The organism is Kribbella sindirgiensis (genome assembly GCF_004331435.1).
GTDB classification, from domain to species: domain Bacteria; phylum Actinomycetota; class Actinomycetes; order Propionibacteriales; family Kribbellaceae; genus Kribbella; species Kribbella sindirgiensis.
Genome location: NZ_SJKA01000001.1, coordinates 816950 through 833226 on the forward strand (window position 1 = coordinate 816950; position 16277 = coordinate 833226).

General features: G+C 69.1%; 12 protein-coding genes. 7 read left to right on the forward strand and 5 right to left on the reverse strand.

Going from position 1 to position 16277, the window contains the following annotated elements:
* The first annotated feature begins 7 nt into the window (after window positions 1–7).
* The gene (locus E0H50_RS04090; protein WP_131284785.1) at window positions 8–442 is read left to right on the forward strand and encodes a DUF2871 domain-containing protein; all 435 of its coding nucleotides are present in this window, start codon (window positions 8–10) and stop codon (window positions 440–442) included.
* 1 nt (window position 443) lies between these two features.
* Here the strand turns inward: E0H50_RS04090 and E0H50_RS04095 are convergent, their stop codons facing one another.
* The gene (locus E0H50_RS04095) at window positions 444–1280 is read right to left on the reverse strand and encodes an NEW3 domain-containing protein (protein WP_131284787.1); all 837 of its coding nucleotides are present in this window, start codon (window positions 1278–1280) and stop codon (window positions 444–446) included.
* 102 nt (window positions 1281–1382) lie between these two features.
* Here E0H50_RS04095 and E0H50_RS04100 point away from each other — a divergent pair, with 102 nt between their 5' ends.
* The 3 genes from E0H50_RS04100 (at window position 1383) to E0H50_RS04110 (ending at window position 6099) form a co-directional block, all read left to right on the forward strand.
* Window positions 1383–1706 (forward strand): rhodanese-like domain-containing protein, encoded by a 324-nt coding sequence (locus tag E0H50_RS04100; protein WP_131284789.1) that lies wholly within the window; start codon window positions 1383–1385, stop codon window positions 1704–1706.
* 183 nt (window positions 1707–1889) lie between these two features.
* A complete protein-coding gene (locus E0H50_RS04105) occupies window positions 1890–5180 on the forward strand; it encodes a phosphodiester glycosidase family protein (protein WP_238150759.1) in 3291 nt (1096 codons plus the stop codon).
* 10 nt (window positions 5181–5190) lie between these two features.
* A complete protein-coding gene (locus E0H50_RS04110) occupies window positions 5191–6099 on the forward strand; it encodes a S66 peptidase family protein (RefSeq protein WP_131284793.1) in 909 nt (302 codons plus the stop codon).
* On the opposite strand, the gene E0H50_RS04115 is transcribed toward E0H50_RS04110, so the two are convergent.
* The 3 genes from E0H50_RS04115 to E0H50_RS04125 are packed head-to-tail and all read right to left on the reverse strand — an operon-like array spanning window position 6071 to window position 11442.
* Window positions 6071–7849: a S9 family peptidase gene (locus tag E0H50_RS04115; RefSeq protein WP_238150760.1), complete on the reverse strand. Its 1779-nt coding sequence runs from the start codon at window positions 7847–7849 to the stop codon at window positions 6071–6073. The two genes, E0H50_RS04110 and E0H50_RS04115, sit on opposite strands and share 29 nt — an antisense overlap.
* Before the next feature lie 57 nt (window positions 7850–7906).
* Complete coding sequence (locus E0H50_RS04120; protein ID WP_131284795.1) at window positions 7907–9685, reverse strand: ABC transporter ATP-binding protein; 1779 nt, start codon at window positions 9683–9685, stop codon at window positions 7907–7909.
* Window positions 9682–11442, reverse strand: a complete 1761-nt coding sequence (locus tag E0H50_RS04125) for an ABC transporter transmembrane domain-containing protein (RefSeq protein WP_131284797.1) — start codon at window positions 11440–11442, stop codon at window positions 9682–9684. Before E0H50_RS04125 ends, E0H50_RS04120 begins: the two co-directional genes overlap by 4 nt.
* A gap of 164 nt (window positions 11443–11606) precedes the next feature.
* Here E0H50_RS04125 and E0H50_RS04130 point away from each other — a divergent pair, with 164 nt between their 5' ends.
* Window positions 11607–13016, forward strand: coding sequence for an MFS transporter (locus E0H50_RS04130; RefSeq protein ID WP_131284799.1), 1410 nt, complete (start codon window positions 11607–11609; stop codon window positions 13014–13016).
* Here the strand turns inward: E0H50_RS04130 and E0H50_RS04135 are convergent.
* Window positions 13003–14016 carry a GTP pyrophosphokinase gene (locus E0H50_RS04135; RefSeq protein ID WP_131284800.1) on the reverse strand — a complete coding sequence of 338 codons (1014 nt, stop codon included), beginning with the start codon at window positions 14014–14016 and terminating at the stop codon, window positions 13003–13005. The genes E0H50_RS04130 and E0H50_RS04135 overlap by 14 nt on opposite strands.
* Window positions 14017–14166: 150 nt before the next feature.
* On the opposite strand from E0H50_RS04135, the gene E0H50_RS04140 reads away from it, so the two are divergent.
* Both E0H50_RS04140 and E0H50_RS04145 read left to right on the forward strand, forming a co-directional pair.
* Entirely contained in the window at window positions 14167–15360 is a 1194-nt protein-coding gene (locus tag E0H50_RS04140) for an ATP-binding protein (protein WP_131284802.1), read from the forward strand.
* Window positions 15361–15408: 48 nt separating this feature from the next.
* Window positions 15409–16275, forward strand: coding sequence for a DUF3152 domain-containing protein (locus E0H50_RS04145; RefSeq protein WP_131284804.1), 867 nt, complete (start codon window positions 15409–15411; stop codon window positions 16273–16275).
* Window positions 16276–16277 lie beyond the last annotated feature (2 nt).

A 16277-nucleotide genomic window follows, 5' to 3' on the forward strand; every position in this document is an offset into this window, starting at 1 on the left:
CCCGCGCATGCGGAAACTCTTCGTGGCAGCAGATGTCTACATGATCCTGGGGCTGATCAGCGGGCTGTACTACCGCGAGCTCACCAAGGCGAACGACTTCACCGGCGACACTCAGCTCAGCGTCGTCCACACCCACATCCTCGCGCTGGGCATGCTGTTCTTCCTGATCGCGCTCGCACTCGAGAAGCTGTTCACCCTGAGCGCCGGCAAGCTGTTCACCGCGTTCTTCTGGGTCTACAACGCCGGTCTCGCCCTCACCGTCGGCCTGATGATCGTGCGCGGCACGTTGACCGTGCTCGGTCACGAGGCCGGTCCCGCACTGGACGGTCTGTCCGGTCTGGGGCACATCACGATCACCCTCGGCCTGATCTTCTTCTTCGTCAACCTCGGCAAGCGCGTCGAGGCCGAGGTCAAGGAGAAGGACAAGGCCGCGGCTGCCTAGATCACAGGTGGACGACGTACGGCGATGACGCGGATCGTCGGCCCGCCTCCAGCCGGACCCGCAGTTCGTGCGCACCGGCCGGGCCCGCGATCCGCGTCGCCCAGCCGACCGACCGGCCCGGAGCGAGACCGTCGAACGTCCACACCTGCTCGCTCGCGGACCAGCCCGCCGGCACGGGGAGTTCCACCTCACCGCGCGCCGGCGTCCGGCCGAAGTTCGTGACGACCACGGTGATCTCGTCGCGGCCGGGATGGATCGAGGCCAGCACGGTGCCGACCGGCGCGACGAGCACCCGCCGTACGCCGGCCGGTACTGTCAGCGGCAGGACGCGGAGTTCCGGCATCGGGAACGGACCGATCGTGGTCCGGGTCAGTTCGTGACCGGTCACGCCGTACCTGCGACCGGCCAGCCGGATCTGGTGCCGGCTGTCGGGATCGACCAGGCCGATGAACCGTACGGCGACATCGGTCGCGCGACGTGCGACCAGGTGGGCCGGCGTACCGGTCGGAGTCAGGTCCCAGACGCCGTCCGCGTTCGCGGTGACGGTGTCCGGCGGGACGATCCGCAGCTTGCCCTGCAGCGCCACGCGGACGACCGGTGGCTCGCCGATCTCCGGCAGCCGGACGACCAGGTCGTCGCCGTCGCGGCGCCAGGTCAGCGCCTTGCCGGTGTGGTCCTCGACGACGTGCCGTGGCGTGGTGGCGAGGCCCGGCAGGCGGACCTCGTGGTCCGGTGGCCGGCGCGCGATCCGGAGCAGCAGAAGCTCACGGCTCCGCAGGATCGCCTCGCCCCAGGGTTGCGGCTCGAACTCCCCTGGGATCCCCTGAATCAGTGCCACCGCAGCCTCCTTCGAGCCACGGTCCGAAATCCGCCGTCCGGTGTCAACGCGTTATCCGGACTCCGGGCAGCCGCCTACCCTCCGGTCTGACATGCTGGGGGCATGTTCCGGAACCAGGAGATTCCTTCGGTCGTGGTGGCTGAGCTCGACGACGACCTGCTGACGGAGGCGTTCGTGCTCGACGTGCGGGAGCCGGACGAGTGGGACCGCGGGCACATCGAGGGCGCCACGCACATCCCGCTCGGCGAGTTGCAGGAGCGGGTCGGCGAGGTGCCGCTGGACCAGAAGGTGCTCTGCGTGTGCGCGGTCGGCGGCCGCTCCGGCATGGCCACCCAGTTCCTGAACCAGCTCGGCCGCGAGGCGATCAACCTCGACGGCGGCATGCACGCCTGGCAGACCTCGGGCCGCCCGGTCGCCACGAACTGAGAAGAAAACCTTCCACACGGTGACCGCAGGCGTTACTTTGTCACCGGTCGGTTGATCGACGTACACCTGCGGCTCATGAGGCGGTAGCGCGCGCGGCGTCGGATGACCGAGTCCGTCCACCGTGGGGAGGCTCCTGTGTCGCTCATCCGTCCCTTGACCACAGCGATCGGTGTGGGTGGCCTGTTGGCGGGCTTTCTCGTCAGCCCGGCTGCCGCGCGGACCGCGAGCACTGCTACCACCGGGATTCCCGACGCCGCGATCGCCGAGACCGGCGTACTGACGTCGCGGGACGACAGCCCGGTGGCGCCGGGCGTGAACTACACGTCGTTCGAGCGCCTGGACGCGAAGGGCTGGCAGCGCGGCGACATCCTCGACACCGACCTGGACACGCGCGGCGTGACCGTCGACCTGGTCAACACCGGCAAGGTGTCCGGTGGCCAGCCGCTCAGTCAGCAGTTGGCCGGCAAGGGCGCGATCGCTGGTGTCAACGGCGACTTCTTCGACATCAACGACACGACCGCGCCGCTCGGCGTCGGGGTGGAGTCCGGCAAGCTGCTCAACGCCCCCGCCGCCGGGCACAACGACACCGCGGTGATCGGCAAGGACGGCCTCGGCAAGATTGCTCAGCTGTTCCTGCAAGGGACGGCCGTCGACGGCGCCACGAAGCTCGAGCTGACCAACCTCAACTCGCCGACCGTCAACACCGGCGGTATCGGCCTCTACACCCCGGAGTGGGGTGATGCGGCCCGGACCCGGACCGTGGACGGCCTGCCTACCGTGCGCGAGGTGATCCTTCGCGACGGTGTCGTCGTCTCCATCGCCAACACTCCGGCCACCACTGCGTTGGCAGCGAACGAGCAGGCCTTGATCGGCCGCGAGGCAGGCGCCGACGCGCTCGCCGCGTTCGCCGTGGGCGACAAGGTCGCCGTCGAGTACGGCCTGCGCCCGGACGCGGGCGAGGTCGCGGCCGCGGTGAGCGGCAACTACCAGCTCGCGAAGGACGGCAAGGTCCCGGACACGGTGCCGGACGCCGACCTCGCGCCGCGCACGGCGATCGGGTTCGACGCCGACGGCAGCCGGATGATCCTGCTGACCGTCGACGGCCGGGCCACTGGGTCGCGCGGTCTGTCGCTGAAGGAAATGGGCCGGCTGATGATCAGCCTCGGGGCTGACGACGCGCTCAACCTGGACGGCGGCGGCTCTTCGACGATGCTCGCCCGCACCCCGGGCAAGGCCGCGCCGGAGGTCGTGAACGATCCGTCCGACGGCGGCGAGCGGCTCGTGCCGAACGGACTCGGCCTCGTCCCCGTGAAGGGATCGGGTCGATTGAAGGGCTTCCGCGTCGAGTCTGTCGGCACCTCCGAGGCCGACCAGGACGCCGACCTCTCCCGCAGCTCCCGCGTCCTCACCGGACTCAGCCGAGTCCTCAGCGCCACCGGCCACGACGAGACGTACGCACCCGCGACCGGTACGCCGTTCTGGTACGCCGGCAGCAACGTCCGCGTCGACCAGCACGGCGTGGTCACCGGCCGCCGCGCCGGCGACGCGATCGTCACCGCGACCCGTGGCGCGGCGAACGGAAGGTTCCCGATGACAGTGCTCGGTACGCCGACCCGCCTGGCGCCCTCGACCCGGCAGGTGTCGCTCGCCGACTCCGCCGCCAAAGGCTTCTTCGAGATCGACGGGTACGACGCCGACGGGTTCTCCACCTGGATCGAACCACGCGACGTCAAGCTCAGCTATGACGCGGCGCTCGTGAAGATCGTTGCTGTGCGCAATGGATTCGAAGTCAACGCCTTGAGCAACGACGCGGTATCGGCCGTCGTGACGGCGACGGTCGGTGGGTTGAGCACGCAGCTCAGCGTCACCTCCGGTCTGGCCGGCACGGTGGTCGACGAGCTCGACGACGTCACCAAGTGGGCAGCGAACGCCGTACCGGCCGGTGCCGCGACGGCGACGCGGTCCGCCGCGGAAGGGCATGACGGCGGGCAGGCGATCGCGCTCGACTACTCGTTGACGGGCAGTACCGCCACGCGAGCGGCGTACCTCTCTCAGACCCCGCAGCAGACGCTGCCGGGACAGCCGCAGAAGCTCGGCGCCTGGGTGTACGGCGACGGCAAGGGCGCGTGGCTGCGGGCCAACGCGTACGACGCGGCCGGCGGTTCGGCGCAGACGCTCAACCTGGCTCCGACGGTGGACTGGACCGGGTGGAAGTACGTCGAGGCGGACATCCCGCCCGGGCTGACGATGCCGCTGCGGTTCTGGCGGATCTACGTCGTGGAGACCTCGCCGACCCGGCAGTACTCCGGCCGCATCGTCGTCGACGACCTGACCGTTCGCAGTGCGCCGCCGGTGACTCTCCAGCCGCCGGCCAAGGTGATCGACCCGATGGTCGTCACCGACGGGACTGTGGCGACGAGCGGCCGCTGGCGGTTCGCGGTGATGTCCGACGCGCAGTTCACCGCCGACGACCCGAACTCGGACTACGTGAAGCAGGCCCGCCGGACGATCCGCGAGGTCCTCGCGCAGAAACCCGACTTCCTGGTGATCAACGGCGACTTCGTGGACCGCGCGTTCGGTCCGGACATCGCGCTGGCCAAGCAGATCATCGACGAGGAAGTGGCCGGCAAGGTGCCGGTGCACTACGTGCCGGGCAACCACGAGACCTACGGCCCGGGTGACCTGTCCGAGTGGAAGAAGGTCTTCGGCAACGCGACCAGCACGTTCGACCACAAGGGCACCCGGTTCGTTCTGCGGGACTCGTCGCTCGGATCGCTCCGGGCCGGAGGGTTCGACCAGATCCTCGACCTGCGCAAGCAGCTCGACGCCGCTGCGGCGGACCGGTCGATCAAGAATGTGGTCGTGATGGCACACCACCCGATCGACGACCCGTCGCCGACGCAGAACTCGCAACTCGGCGACCGCAAGGAAGCCGCGATGATCGTGAAGTGGCTGGCCGACTTCCGCGCCTCGACCGGTAAGGGTGCGGCCTACATGGCGGCGCACGCGGGCACGTTCGCCGCGACTCGTACCGACGGTGTGCTGCTCCCGCTGACTGGCAACTCCGGTAAGAGCCCCGCGGCCGCACCGGACGCGGGTGGATTCACCGGCTGGGCGCTTGTGGGCATCGCGGCCCGCCCGTCCGCGCAGCCGTGGTTCCAGGTGGAGCTGCGGCCGCACGTCGACTCCCTCGAACTGGCCGCGCCGGCTTCCCTGCGCCGCGGCCAGACCGGTACGGCGGCCGCGACCGTCGTACAGGAGAGTCGGCGGGTCCCGGTGGCGTTCCCGGTGTCGGCTGACTGGTGGGGCTCGTCCACGCTGCACATCGGCCCCGCGAAGACCGCCCCGTTCTGGGCAGTCGCCTCCTACGACCCGTCCACCGGCGTACTGACCGCACTACGCCCCGGCACGGCCCAGCTGGGCGTGACGGTGAACGGCGTCTCCAAGAGCACGACGCTGCAGGTCGGTTGGTAGCGTCGGCGAGGTGACTGACGTGGTGGTGCCGCAGCGGCTGCGGAGCGGGGACCGAGTTGCTGTGGTGGCGCCGTCGGGGCGGGTTGACCCTCTGCGGCTGGACGCTGGAGTGGTCCACCTCAAGTCCTGGGGGCTTGAGGCGGACGTCATGCCGTCGGTGCTCGCCGGGCACGAGCGCTTCAAGTACCTGGCGGCCGAGGACAAGGCACGCGCCGAGGACCTGCGGAACGCCTGGCTGGATCCGCAGTACGCCGCGGTGTTCTGCGCCCGTGGTGGGTACGGCGTGCAGCGGATGCTCGAGTACGTCGACGTCGACGAGCTGGTCGCCGTACCGAAGTGGTTCGTCGGGTTCAGCGACATCACCGCGCTGCACGAGCCGCTGAACGCACGTGGCCTCGTGACTCTCCACGGGCCGATGGCTGCTGCGGTAGAGCAGCTGGACACGTCTGACGGACGTGAACGGCTACGGGCCTTGCTCTTCGAGCCGGAGACGGTGACTGACCTGCTCGCACCAGTGGGCGCGCGCACTGTGGTGGGAGGCGTTGCCGAGGGCCCGTTGCGTGGCGGCAACCTGGCGATGCTGGCTTCGAGTGTGGGTACGCCGACGTACGCACCGCCGGCCGGTGTCGTTGTCTTGGAGGACGTCGACGAGGCGGGCTACCGGGTCGATCGGTTGCTGACCCAGTTGCTGCGTGCCGGGTGGTTCGACGAAGTGACCGGTGTGGTGGTCGGCGACTTCAGCGGCACCCAGGACCCGGGTGAGGTTATCCGCGAGCGGCTCGAGCCACTCGGCGTACCGATGGTGGAGGGTGCTGCGATCGGGCATGAGGCGCTGAACCTCGCCGTACCGCTGGGCCTGTCGGTACGGCTCGACGCGACCGCAGGTGTGCTCACGCCAGGTGGTCTCGCAGGAAGCTGAACGCCTGCGGGTAGGCGTCCAGGCGGTTCGTGAGCTTGGCCAGACCGTGCCCCTCGTCCGGGTACACGAGCAGCTGGCACGGTACGCCCCGCGTCGTCAGAGCGTCCGTGATCTGCTCTGCCTCCGACAACGGCACCCGTGGGTCGTTGGCGCCGTGGATGACGAACAGCGGCGCCCGGATGTCGTCGACGCGGCTGAGCGGGCTCGCCTCCTGAAGAAACTCCCGGTCCGTTGCCAGGTACCCGTACTCGCGCTCGCGCATCGACCGCCGGTAGTCCGAGGTGTTCTCCAGGAACGTCACCAGCGAAGCGATTCCGACGATGTCCACACCGGCCGCCCACAGGTCCGGCTGGAACGCGACACCGGCCAGCACCATGTACCCGCCGTACGAGCCACCCCAGAGCGCGGCGCGCTGCGGGTCGCCGCCGATCGTCGGCAGCCAAGCGTTGATCGCGGCCAGGTCCTTCACCGAGTCCAGTCGCAGCTCGCGGTCGTCCAGTGAGTACCAGCGCTTGCCGTAGCCGGCCGAGCCACGGACGTTCGGTACGACGACTGTGTGGCCCTCACCGGCCAGCGCCGAGATGATCGGGCTCCAGATCCGCATCGCCGCGCCTTCCGGACCGCCGTGCACATGGACCACCGTGGTCCCCAGGCTCGGCGCGGTCGGCCGGAACACGAACACCGGCACCTGTTCGCCGTCGAACGACGGAACGCGCAGACTCTCCGGGTGCTGCAGCTCGGCCGAAACCTCCACCGGGCGGATCGCCGTCAGTTCACCGCCCGGCACGAACCGGTACACGGTCGGCGGGACGACCGGGGAGTTGTAGGTGATCGCCGCGAACGAGCCGTCCGGCGACCAGATCGGATCCGGGGTGGCGTACAACAGGCCAGCGCAACCACCGGCGGGCAGGTCGAGTGGAGCGATCGCCGACCCGTCCTCCAACCGGTGCAGCGCCAGCGCGACCTCGCCGTCCTCCAGTACGCCGACCAACAGGTGCTCGCCGTCCGGGGACGGCCACCCGGCGAGATCACGGGCGTCGTCGGCCAGCAACTCGGTCCACGTCGCGGCGCTGACGTCGTACCGGCGGATCGCCATCCGGTCGCGGTCGGCGTTGCTGGACACCAGGAACGCCGATGAGTCGGGCAGCCACGCGACCGGGCCTTGGTCGTTGTGCGCGTCTTCCGCGGTGAGTTCGGTGACGCTCTTGCTGGACGTGTCGAGCAGAAGCAGTTGCATGGAGTTCGCGGGCGTGCTGGCCTTCGAGAGCACGACCCACTTGTCGTCCGGCGACGGGTCGACGCCCATCACCCAGCCGCCGCCGTCGTACAGGACGATCTCGCGGCCGGTCGCCAGGTCGCGGGTGACCAGGTCGAAGTCGGTGCCGTTGCGGCGGTTCGTCGTGTAGAGAACACTGCCGGACCGAGCTGCGACCAGGTGGTGGATGTACTCGGCGTCGTGGACCAGCGGGGTCAGGGTGGGCAGACCGGGCTCGTCGAGGTCCAGCAGCGAGAGCTGACCGCGCTCGTCGCCACCGGTGTCGTGCTCGACAACCACCCGACTGCTACCCGGAACGAACCGCGCACCACGGCACGTGTCATCGAGATCGGTGAGCGCCCGCCAGGCCCCATCCGGCCCGACCTCATTGACCTGCCGAGTCCCGGTGCCGTCATACAGAACCAGCATCCGCCCCTCGTCATCGACATCCAGCGCCATGGTCGTGGGCAGCGAGAAGAGCGTCGTCAGCAACACCCCTTCATCCTCACACGCGCAGGGTGCCCGGCGGATGGTCCGCCGGACACCCCCGCGTCAGCGGTCGCCGTGCCAGGAGTGCCAGAGGGCGGCGTAGGGGCCCTGGGCGTCGACGAGGTCGTCGTGGCCGCCCAGTTCGACGATCTTGCCGTCCTCGACGACAGCGATCACGTCGGCGTCGTGCGCGGTGTGCAGGCGGTGTGCGATCGCGACTACGGTCCGGCCCTCCAGTACGGTCGCCAGCGACCGCTCCAGGTGCCTCGCCGCACGCGGGTCCATCAACGAGGTTGCCTCGTCCAGGACCAGCGTGTGCGGGTCAGCGAGGACCAGACGCGCCAGTGCAACCTGCTGTGCCTGGGCCGGCGTCAGCGAGACCCCACCGGACCCCACCTCCGTGTCCAGCCCGTTGTCGAAGCCGGCGACCCAGCCGTCGGCGTCCACCGACCGCAGTGCCGCCCACAGGTCCGCGTCGGACGCGTCCTGCTTGGCCAGCCGCAGGTTGTCCCGCACGCTGCCCACGAACACGTGGTGCTCTTGGTTGACCAGGGCAACGTGACTACGGACCTGCTCGGCAGACATCCGGTCCAGCGCCGCACCACCCAAGGTGATGTCACCGACGCGTGGCGAGTAGATGCCCGCCAGCAAACGGCCCAGCGTCGACTTACCTGCACCAGACGGCCCGACAAGCGCCACGCGAGCACCCGGCTCGACCGTCAGCGTGACTCCGTGCAGTACGTCGCGGCCCTCCAGGTACCCGAATCGGACGTCGTCGGCCAGCACCGTCCGCCCGTCCGGCTCGTCATCGCTCGTCGTCGCGGCCGTCTCCACCTCACGGACGCCGACCAGCCGCGCCAGCGACACCTGCGCCACCTGCAACTCGTCGTACCAGCGGATCATCATGTTGACCGGCTCGACGAGCATCTGGATGTACAGCGCACCTGTGGTCAGCGCACCGACCGTCAGCCAGCCCTGGATCGCGAAACCGCCACCGATGACCAGTACGGCGGCCAACGCGACCGTGTGGGTCATGTTGATCACCGGGAACAGCACCATCCGCAGGTACAGCGTGTACCGCTCCCAGGCGACCCACTGACCGATCCGGGTGTCGCCCACGGCGATCCGGCGGCCACCGAGCCGGTGCGACTCGACGGTCCGGCCGGCGTCGACCGTCTCGGCCAGCGCCGAGGCGACCGCGGCGTACCCGGCCGCCTCCGACCGGTACCCGGCAGGTGCGCGGCGGAAGTACCACCGGCCGCCGATGATCAGGATCGGCGCCGCGATCACCACGGCCACCGCCAGCGCCGGTGCGGTCACGATCAGCGCGCCGATCAGCAGCGACGCCCAGATGATCGCGATCGTCAGCTGCGGTACGGCGTCCCGCATCGCGTGCGACAGCCGGTCGATGTCCGTGGTGATCCGGGACAGCAGGTCACCGGTCCCGGCGCGCTCCAGCACGCCCGGCGGCAGCCCGACCGCACGGACCAGGAAGTCCTCGCGCAGATCCGCGAGCATCTCCTCGCCGAGCACCGCACCGCGCAGGCGGGTCAGCCGCACGAACACCGTCTGCACCGCGAGTGCGATGACGAAGCCGATCACGACGTACGGCAGGTCCACGTCGGTGTGACCCTCGGACAGCTTCTGCACCACGTTGCCGAGCAGCCACGGACCAACCATGCCGCTCAGCGCCGCGACCGCGTTCACGAGTGTCAGCCACAGGAACTGGCGCCGGTGCCGGCGGAACAGCTCCTTGATGTAGGCACGGACGGTCGCGCCACTTGCCACCGGGAGCCGCACTACCTCCTGCGGGGCTGCCGGGTCGTACTCCGGGGGCTTCACGCGAACTCCTCGAACGTCGGTTCTTCTTCACGGGTGACTACGGCGCGGTACCGCGCATTGGTGTGCAGCAGCTCGTGGTGCGTACCGACCGCATCCACACGGCCGTCCGGCACGAACACGACCCGTTCCGCGCGGTCCAGCATCAGCGGACTGGACGTGAACACCACCGTGGTCCGGCCGCGCCGGAGCAGCTGCAGGCCGTCCGCGATCCGCGCCTCGGTGTGCGCGTCGACCGCACTGGTCGGCTCGTCCAGCACCAGCACCTGCGGGTCGACGTACAGCGAGCGCGCCAGCGCCACCCGCTGCCGCTGGCCGCCGGACAGGGACCTGCCGCGCTCGGTCAGCACCGCGTTCATAGCGTCGGACTCACCAGCAGGCAGTGTCTGCCGCAGTACGTCGAGGATGTCCTCGCACTGCGCCGCGTCGAGCGCTGTCTCCGGTGAGACCGCACCACTGGCCGGCACGTCGAACAGCTCGCGCACCGTCCCCGACAACAGCACCGGGTCCTTGTCCTGCACGAGTACGACGGTGCGCGCCGACTCCAGCGGGATCTCGTCCAGTGCGACGCCGTCGAGCAGCACGGACGCTTCGTCGGTGGCTGACGGGCTGTGGCCGCCCAGACGGTCGGCCAGCAGACCGCCCTCGTCCGGGTTACCGCAGACGACCGCGGTGAAGCTTCCAGCGGGGACATGCAGCCCGGTCACCGGGTCGAGCACGTCGCCCTCCGGCAGCTGTGCCGCACCGGTCCCCTTGGTTTCGTCGGTCCGCTGCAACGACAGCACCCGCGCGGCCCGGCGCGCCGACACCTTCGAGAAGATGAACGCGCTCGCCGTCTCTTCGAACGTGTGCAGCGGCACCAGCATGAACGTGATGAAGCCGTACGTCGTGACCAGCTCGCCGACCGAGATGTGGCCGGACGTCACCAGCCGGACGCCCATCCAGACGACGAGCACCAGGAACAGCCCGAACAACAGCACCTGCAGAGCCGCGATCAGCGACCACATCCGGGCACTGCGGACCGCACTGCTCCGGTAGTCCTGCGACGCTTCGCGGTACCGCTCGAGGAACAGCTGCTCACCGCCGATACCGCGCAGCACGCGCAGACCGGCGACGGTGTCGGCGGCCAGCTCGGTCGCCCGGCCGCCCTTGGCCCGCTGCGCGTCCGCGCGGCGCTCCGCGGGACCCATCAGCGGGACGATCGAGAACGCGAGCACCGGTACGGCGACCGCGACCACCAGACCGAGCTGCGGCTCGTACAGCAGCAGGCCGATCACGACCGCGAAACAGGTCAGCAGCGCGGCCACGAACCGGCCGAGGACCTCGACGAACCAGCCGATCTTCTCGACGTCGCCGCTGCTCACGGCGACCACTTCGCCGGCGGCGATCCGGCGGGTCAGCAGCGAACCCAGCTCCGCGGCCTTGCGGAAGAGCAGCTGCTGCAGGCGGGACGCCGTACTGATCCAGTTGGTCACGACGGCCTTGTGGAAGTACGAGTCGGCGCCGGCCTTGGCCGCACCGAACGCGAGCAGGAGGCCACCGGCCAGCATCAGCTTCGGCCAGGACAGGTCGATCGCCGCCTGAACGGCGAGACCGACGGCGACCGGAGCGGCTGCGATGCCGCCGAAGTAGACGAGACCCCAGAACACCGCGAGGGCCTGCCCGCGCAGCTGCTGGTGCTCCAGCCAGAGGATGAGTCGGACGCCGGATCGAGTGTCCGGCACACCCGGATCGGCGAATGGGATGAGGCGCAAAGACATGACGTCTCACAAAGAGGCATAGAAGGGTTGAAAGAAGGCACCTGACCAGGCGAACAGATCAAGCCTAGGCGGCCCCGCCGACAGTCCGTCAAACCGTTTTCGCGGACACCCGGGAACCGTTTCCAGACCGGGTAGTACAGTCTTCAACGGACGGAGGGAGCCGGGTGGAGGAGCTGACGCGCGGGCGGCGGCTGCTGGTGCTGGCGATCTGTTGCTCCAGCCTGTTCATCGTCGGGCTGGACTCGACGATCGTGAACCTGGCGCTTCCGGCGATCCGGTCCGAGTTCGGGGCCACGGTCGCGAAGCTGCAGTGGACGATCGACGCCTACACGCTGGTGCTGGCCAGTCTGCTGATGGTGTCCGGCTCGACCGCGGACCGCGTCGGGCGGCGGCGGACGTTCCAGGTCGGGCTGGTGCTCTTCGGGATCGGGTCGCTGCTGTGCGGAGTCGCGTCGACCGTCGACCTGCTGATCGCGTTCCGGGTACTGCAGGCCGTCGGCGGGTCGATGCTGAACCCGGTGGCGATGTCGATCATCACCAACACGTTCACGGACCCGCGCGAGCGCGCGCAGGCGATCGGGGTGTGGGGCGGTGTGGTCGGGCTGAGCATGGCCGTCGGCCCGGTCGTCGGCGGGTCGCTCGTGGACGCGGCCGGGTGGCGGTTCATCTTCTGGATCAACGTGCCGGTCGCGGTCGCCGCCGTACTGATGACTGCCTTCTTCGTACCCGAGTCGCGGGCCGCCGTACCGCGGCGGATGGACCCGGTCGGGCAGGTGCTCGTCGTACTGCTGCTGGGCGGTCTGACGTACGGGATCATCGAGGGCCGGTCCGCCGGGTGGGGGTCACCGCTGATCATCGGGTGCTTCGTTGTGTGCGTCCTGGCACTGGTGACGCTCGTGCACTACGAACGCCGTCGAGAGCAGCCGCTGCTGGAGCCCCGGTTCTTCCGGAGCGCACCGTTCTCGGGCGCCACGCTGATCGCGGTGTGCGGGTTCTCGGCGTTGTCGGCGTTCCTGTTCCTCAACTCGCTCTACCTGCAGTCGGTGCGTGGTTTCACGGCACTGCATGCCGGTCTGCTCACACTGCCGATGGCTGCGATGACCGTGGTGTTCGCGCCGGTCTCCGGTTGGCTGGTCGGCCACAGAGGCCCTCGGATACCGCTTGTGGTGGCGGGCAGCATGCTGACTGTGTCTGGGCTTCTGCTGTCGTTCCTGACCGCTACTACTGCGACCGTGTACCTGCTGATCGCGTACCTGGTCTTCGGGCTCGGCTTCGGCGTACTGAACGCACCTATTACCAACGCAGCCGTCTCCGGCATGCCACGAGCACAGGCAGGTGTCGCAGCAGCCATCGCTTCGACCAGCCGCCAGGTCGGCGCCTCACTGGGCGTCGCTGTCGCCGGTACCGTCCTCACCGCGCGCCTGGTCGGCTCCTTCGAGACAGGTTTCGTCAGCGCCGCCAAGCTCTGCTGGTACATCATTGCGGGCTGCGGAGCGCTAGTACTGGTTCTGGGACTGATCACGACATCCCGGTGGGCACGTCGTACGGCGGAGGACCTCGTCAGGGCTGGATGATCTCGGCGCGGACCAGTGCCTTCAGTCGGCCGCGGAGGATCTTCTGGCGGCGTTCCTCGTCAGGGAACAGCTCAAGGTAGGCAGGTCCCTTGGCTGCGAGCAGGTCGTCGTCGAGGCGCCGTACCGTGCCGGCTGGGGCTCGGTGCGTCATGGCTGCCTGTACTGCTTCGCTGTCGATGCCTCTGAGCAGTTCGGTGAGCTGCTCCTCCGTGGTGACGCCTAGGCGGTGCAGGACGCCCAGGATCCAGGCGTAGTGAGTGGTCTTCGCATGCGGCGCATCCGGGTAGCGGCGGGTCAGGTAGGTCGTCAGCGTGGCCGTGGTGAGGTCCAGCGGCGCCTTGTCCTCAGCGGTGGCGGCGAGCTCGCGGTACAGGCGGTCGATCTCGGTGAACTCGTTGTCGGCGAGCTCCATCAACGCCGCCGCCAGCAGGAACCTCCGGTCGAACTCCGGCTTGCGATCCGGCGGGATGTCCAGCTTGTACCGGATGTCGTGCTCGAACTCGGCCCACGCGTGCTGGACCGCCGTCCGGACCTGGATCTCCATCACCAGGTTCTTCAGTACGGCGTACTCCGGCAGCTCGCGGCGGTGATCGTTCAGCCGGACCAGGTAATGCTTGCTGGCGTACCCGAAGACGCCCTGCGCCCGGGTGTGCGCGCCCATGTCGGTGTGCTCGACGATCTCGAACTCTTCCTCGATCACCTCGCAGACCCGGTCCACCGCCTCGACCAGGAACGTGATCACCCGGGCCGCGACCAGGTCGGTGATCTGGTTCAGCGGGTCGTCGTACTTCGGTCTCGCGGGGTCGTCGGGATGCGGCTTCGACGCCTTCGCGAGGAACGACTCGGGGTCCTTGGCCCGCGCGGTCGCGGTCAGGTAGTTGATGCCTTCCTCTTCGCCGATCAGCTCGTTGATCAGCGCCTCGAGCTTGCGCGCGCCGCCGACGTACTGCTGGTGCACCCGCTCGTACAAGGCGCCGGCCTGCGGAACCCACTCCACCATGGGCGGAACCCTAGTGGTCTTCCGGTCGCTCGTGGTGTCTATCGGTTTCTAGTGATTTCACTAGAAAGCTGTAGAGACCTGTCGCGACACGCTCTCGTCGTTGATCGGTCAATCTACGGATAACGCTAGACGGCCTCATACAGTGAAAGCATGGATCCGATCCGGAATCCCTATGCGCCCGGCGCCGGTCAGCGGCCGCCTGAGCTGGCCGGACGCGACACCGAGGTGCGGCAGTTCGAGGTGGTCCTCGAACGGGTCGCGGCAGGCAGACCGGAGCGGAGCCTGGTGCTCAGCGGACTCCGGGGCGTCGGTAAGACGGTGCTGCTCAACACACTGCGCTCGCAGGCGATCAAGCGGGCCTGGGGCACCGGGAAGATCGAGGCGCGACCGGACCAGAGCATCCGGTTGCCGATCGCGCAGGCGCTGCACACGGCGATGCGGGAGCTGGGACACCGGCACCGCGACGACGAGAAGGTCGACCAGTTCAGCGCCGTACTGAAGGCCTTCGCACTGCGTACTGCGGCCAACGACCGCAAGGGCATCCGCTGGCATCCGCCGGTGGACGTGGCCGCGGCGAAGGGCCGGGCCGACTCCGGTGACCTGGAGATGGACCTGATCGAGCTGTTCACCGACGCCGCGGACCTGGCCGGTGACCTGACCGTCGGGGTCGGGCTGTTCATCGACGAGATGCAGGACATCAGTGCGGACGACCTGTCCGCGCTGTGCGCCGCATGTCACGAGATCTCGCAGCAGAGCGCACCGCTGGTCGTCGTCGGAGCGGGCCTGCCGCATCTGCCCGCCGTACTGTCGGCCTCGAAGTCGTACTCCGAGCGGCTGTTCCGCTACATCCGGGTGGACCGCCTGGCGCGGGAGGCGTGCGACCGCGCGCTGATGGTGCCGGCGGAGAGCGAAGGCGTGCAGTACGACGAGGAGGCGCTGGACGAGCTGTACGCGCAGACGGACGGATACCCGTACTTCGTGCAGGCGTTCGCGCACTCCACCTGGGACCACGCGCCGACCTCACCCATCACCATCAAGGACGTCGCCGTCGCGGGCCCCGAAGCGTCCGCCGAGCTGACCGTAGGCTTCTTCGGCTCCCGCTACGAACGAGCCACCCCCGCCGAACGCGAGTACATGCGCGCCATGGCCGAACTGGGCATCGGCGTCGACGACGGCTCCGTCCCCACCGCCGAGGTAGCCAGCACCCTCAACCGCAAACCCCAGTCCCTCTCCCCAGCCCGCGACGGCCTGATCAAGAAAGGCCTGGTCTTCTCCGCCGAACGCGGCACCGTAGCCTTCACCGTCCCCCACTTCGGAAAATTCCTGCGGACGAGGACGGCTTAACACAACCGGGGTTTCGTGCCTTGGCAGGTATCGGTAGGGTCACGTGTCATGACCACCCGGCGGAGCGGCCAGCGCGGACACACGTCTGGGCGGCGGCGGGGTGGGCGGCACAGTCGGCGGAAGTCCTACAAGGGGCAGTGGCTTGTGGTGACCGCGTTGGCGGTGCTGGGGACTGTGGTGGTGGCGCATCCGGATGTCGCGCATCGGAACAGCTTGGCGGCGCAGGCTGTTGCGGGGGTCAACGAGGTTGCGCAGGAGGAGCCGGTGGCTTCGGTGACGCCGCGAACGACGCCGGTTCCGGTGGCCACGCCGACGCAGAAGTTCACGACTCCGTTGCGGCCGGCACCGACGCTGACGCGGAAGCCGAAGGGTGCGAAGCCGAACGTCCTGGTGTCGACCGGGAAGCTCGCCGTGGTGCCTGGGTCCGACAAGGCGACCGGTGTCCGCGACAAGATGACGTACCGGGTGGAGATTGAGCAGGGCGTGTCGGTGAACGGTGCCGCGGTCGCCGCGGCCATCCACAAGACCCTGACGGACCCGCGCGGCTGGCAGGCGGTGCACCCGGTGAGTTTCGAGCGGACGGACCGCGTCGACGCCGACCTCCGGATCATCCTGGCCACGCCGACGCTGACGGACAAGCTCTGTCTGCCGCTCGACACCGGCGGTGAGGTCTCCTGCCGGGTCGAGGACCGTGTCGTGCTGAACGCGAAGCGGTGGCTGTACGCGATCCCGGCGTACAACGGGAAGGTCGACCTGTACCGCAGCTACCTGGTCAACCACGAGGTCGGGCACGCGCTCGGTCACGGGCACTCGACCTGCACGACCCCGAAGACCCCCGCGCCGGTGATGATGCAGCAGACCAAGGGTCTGGCCGGCTGCCTGCCGAACGCCTGGCCGACGGTCAAGGCCACCTGAGA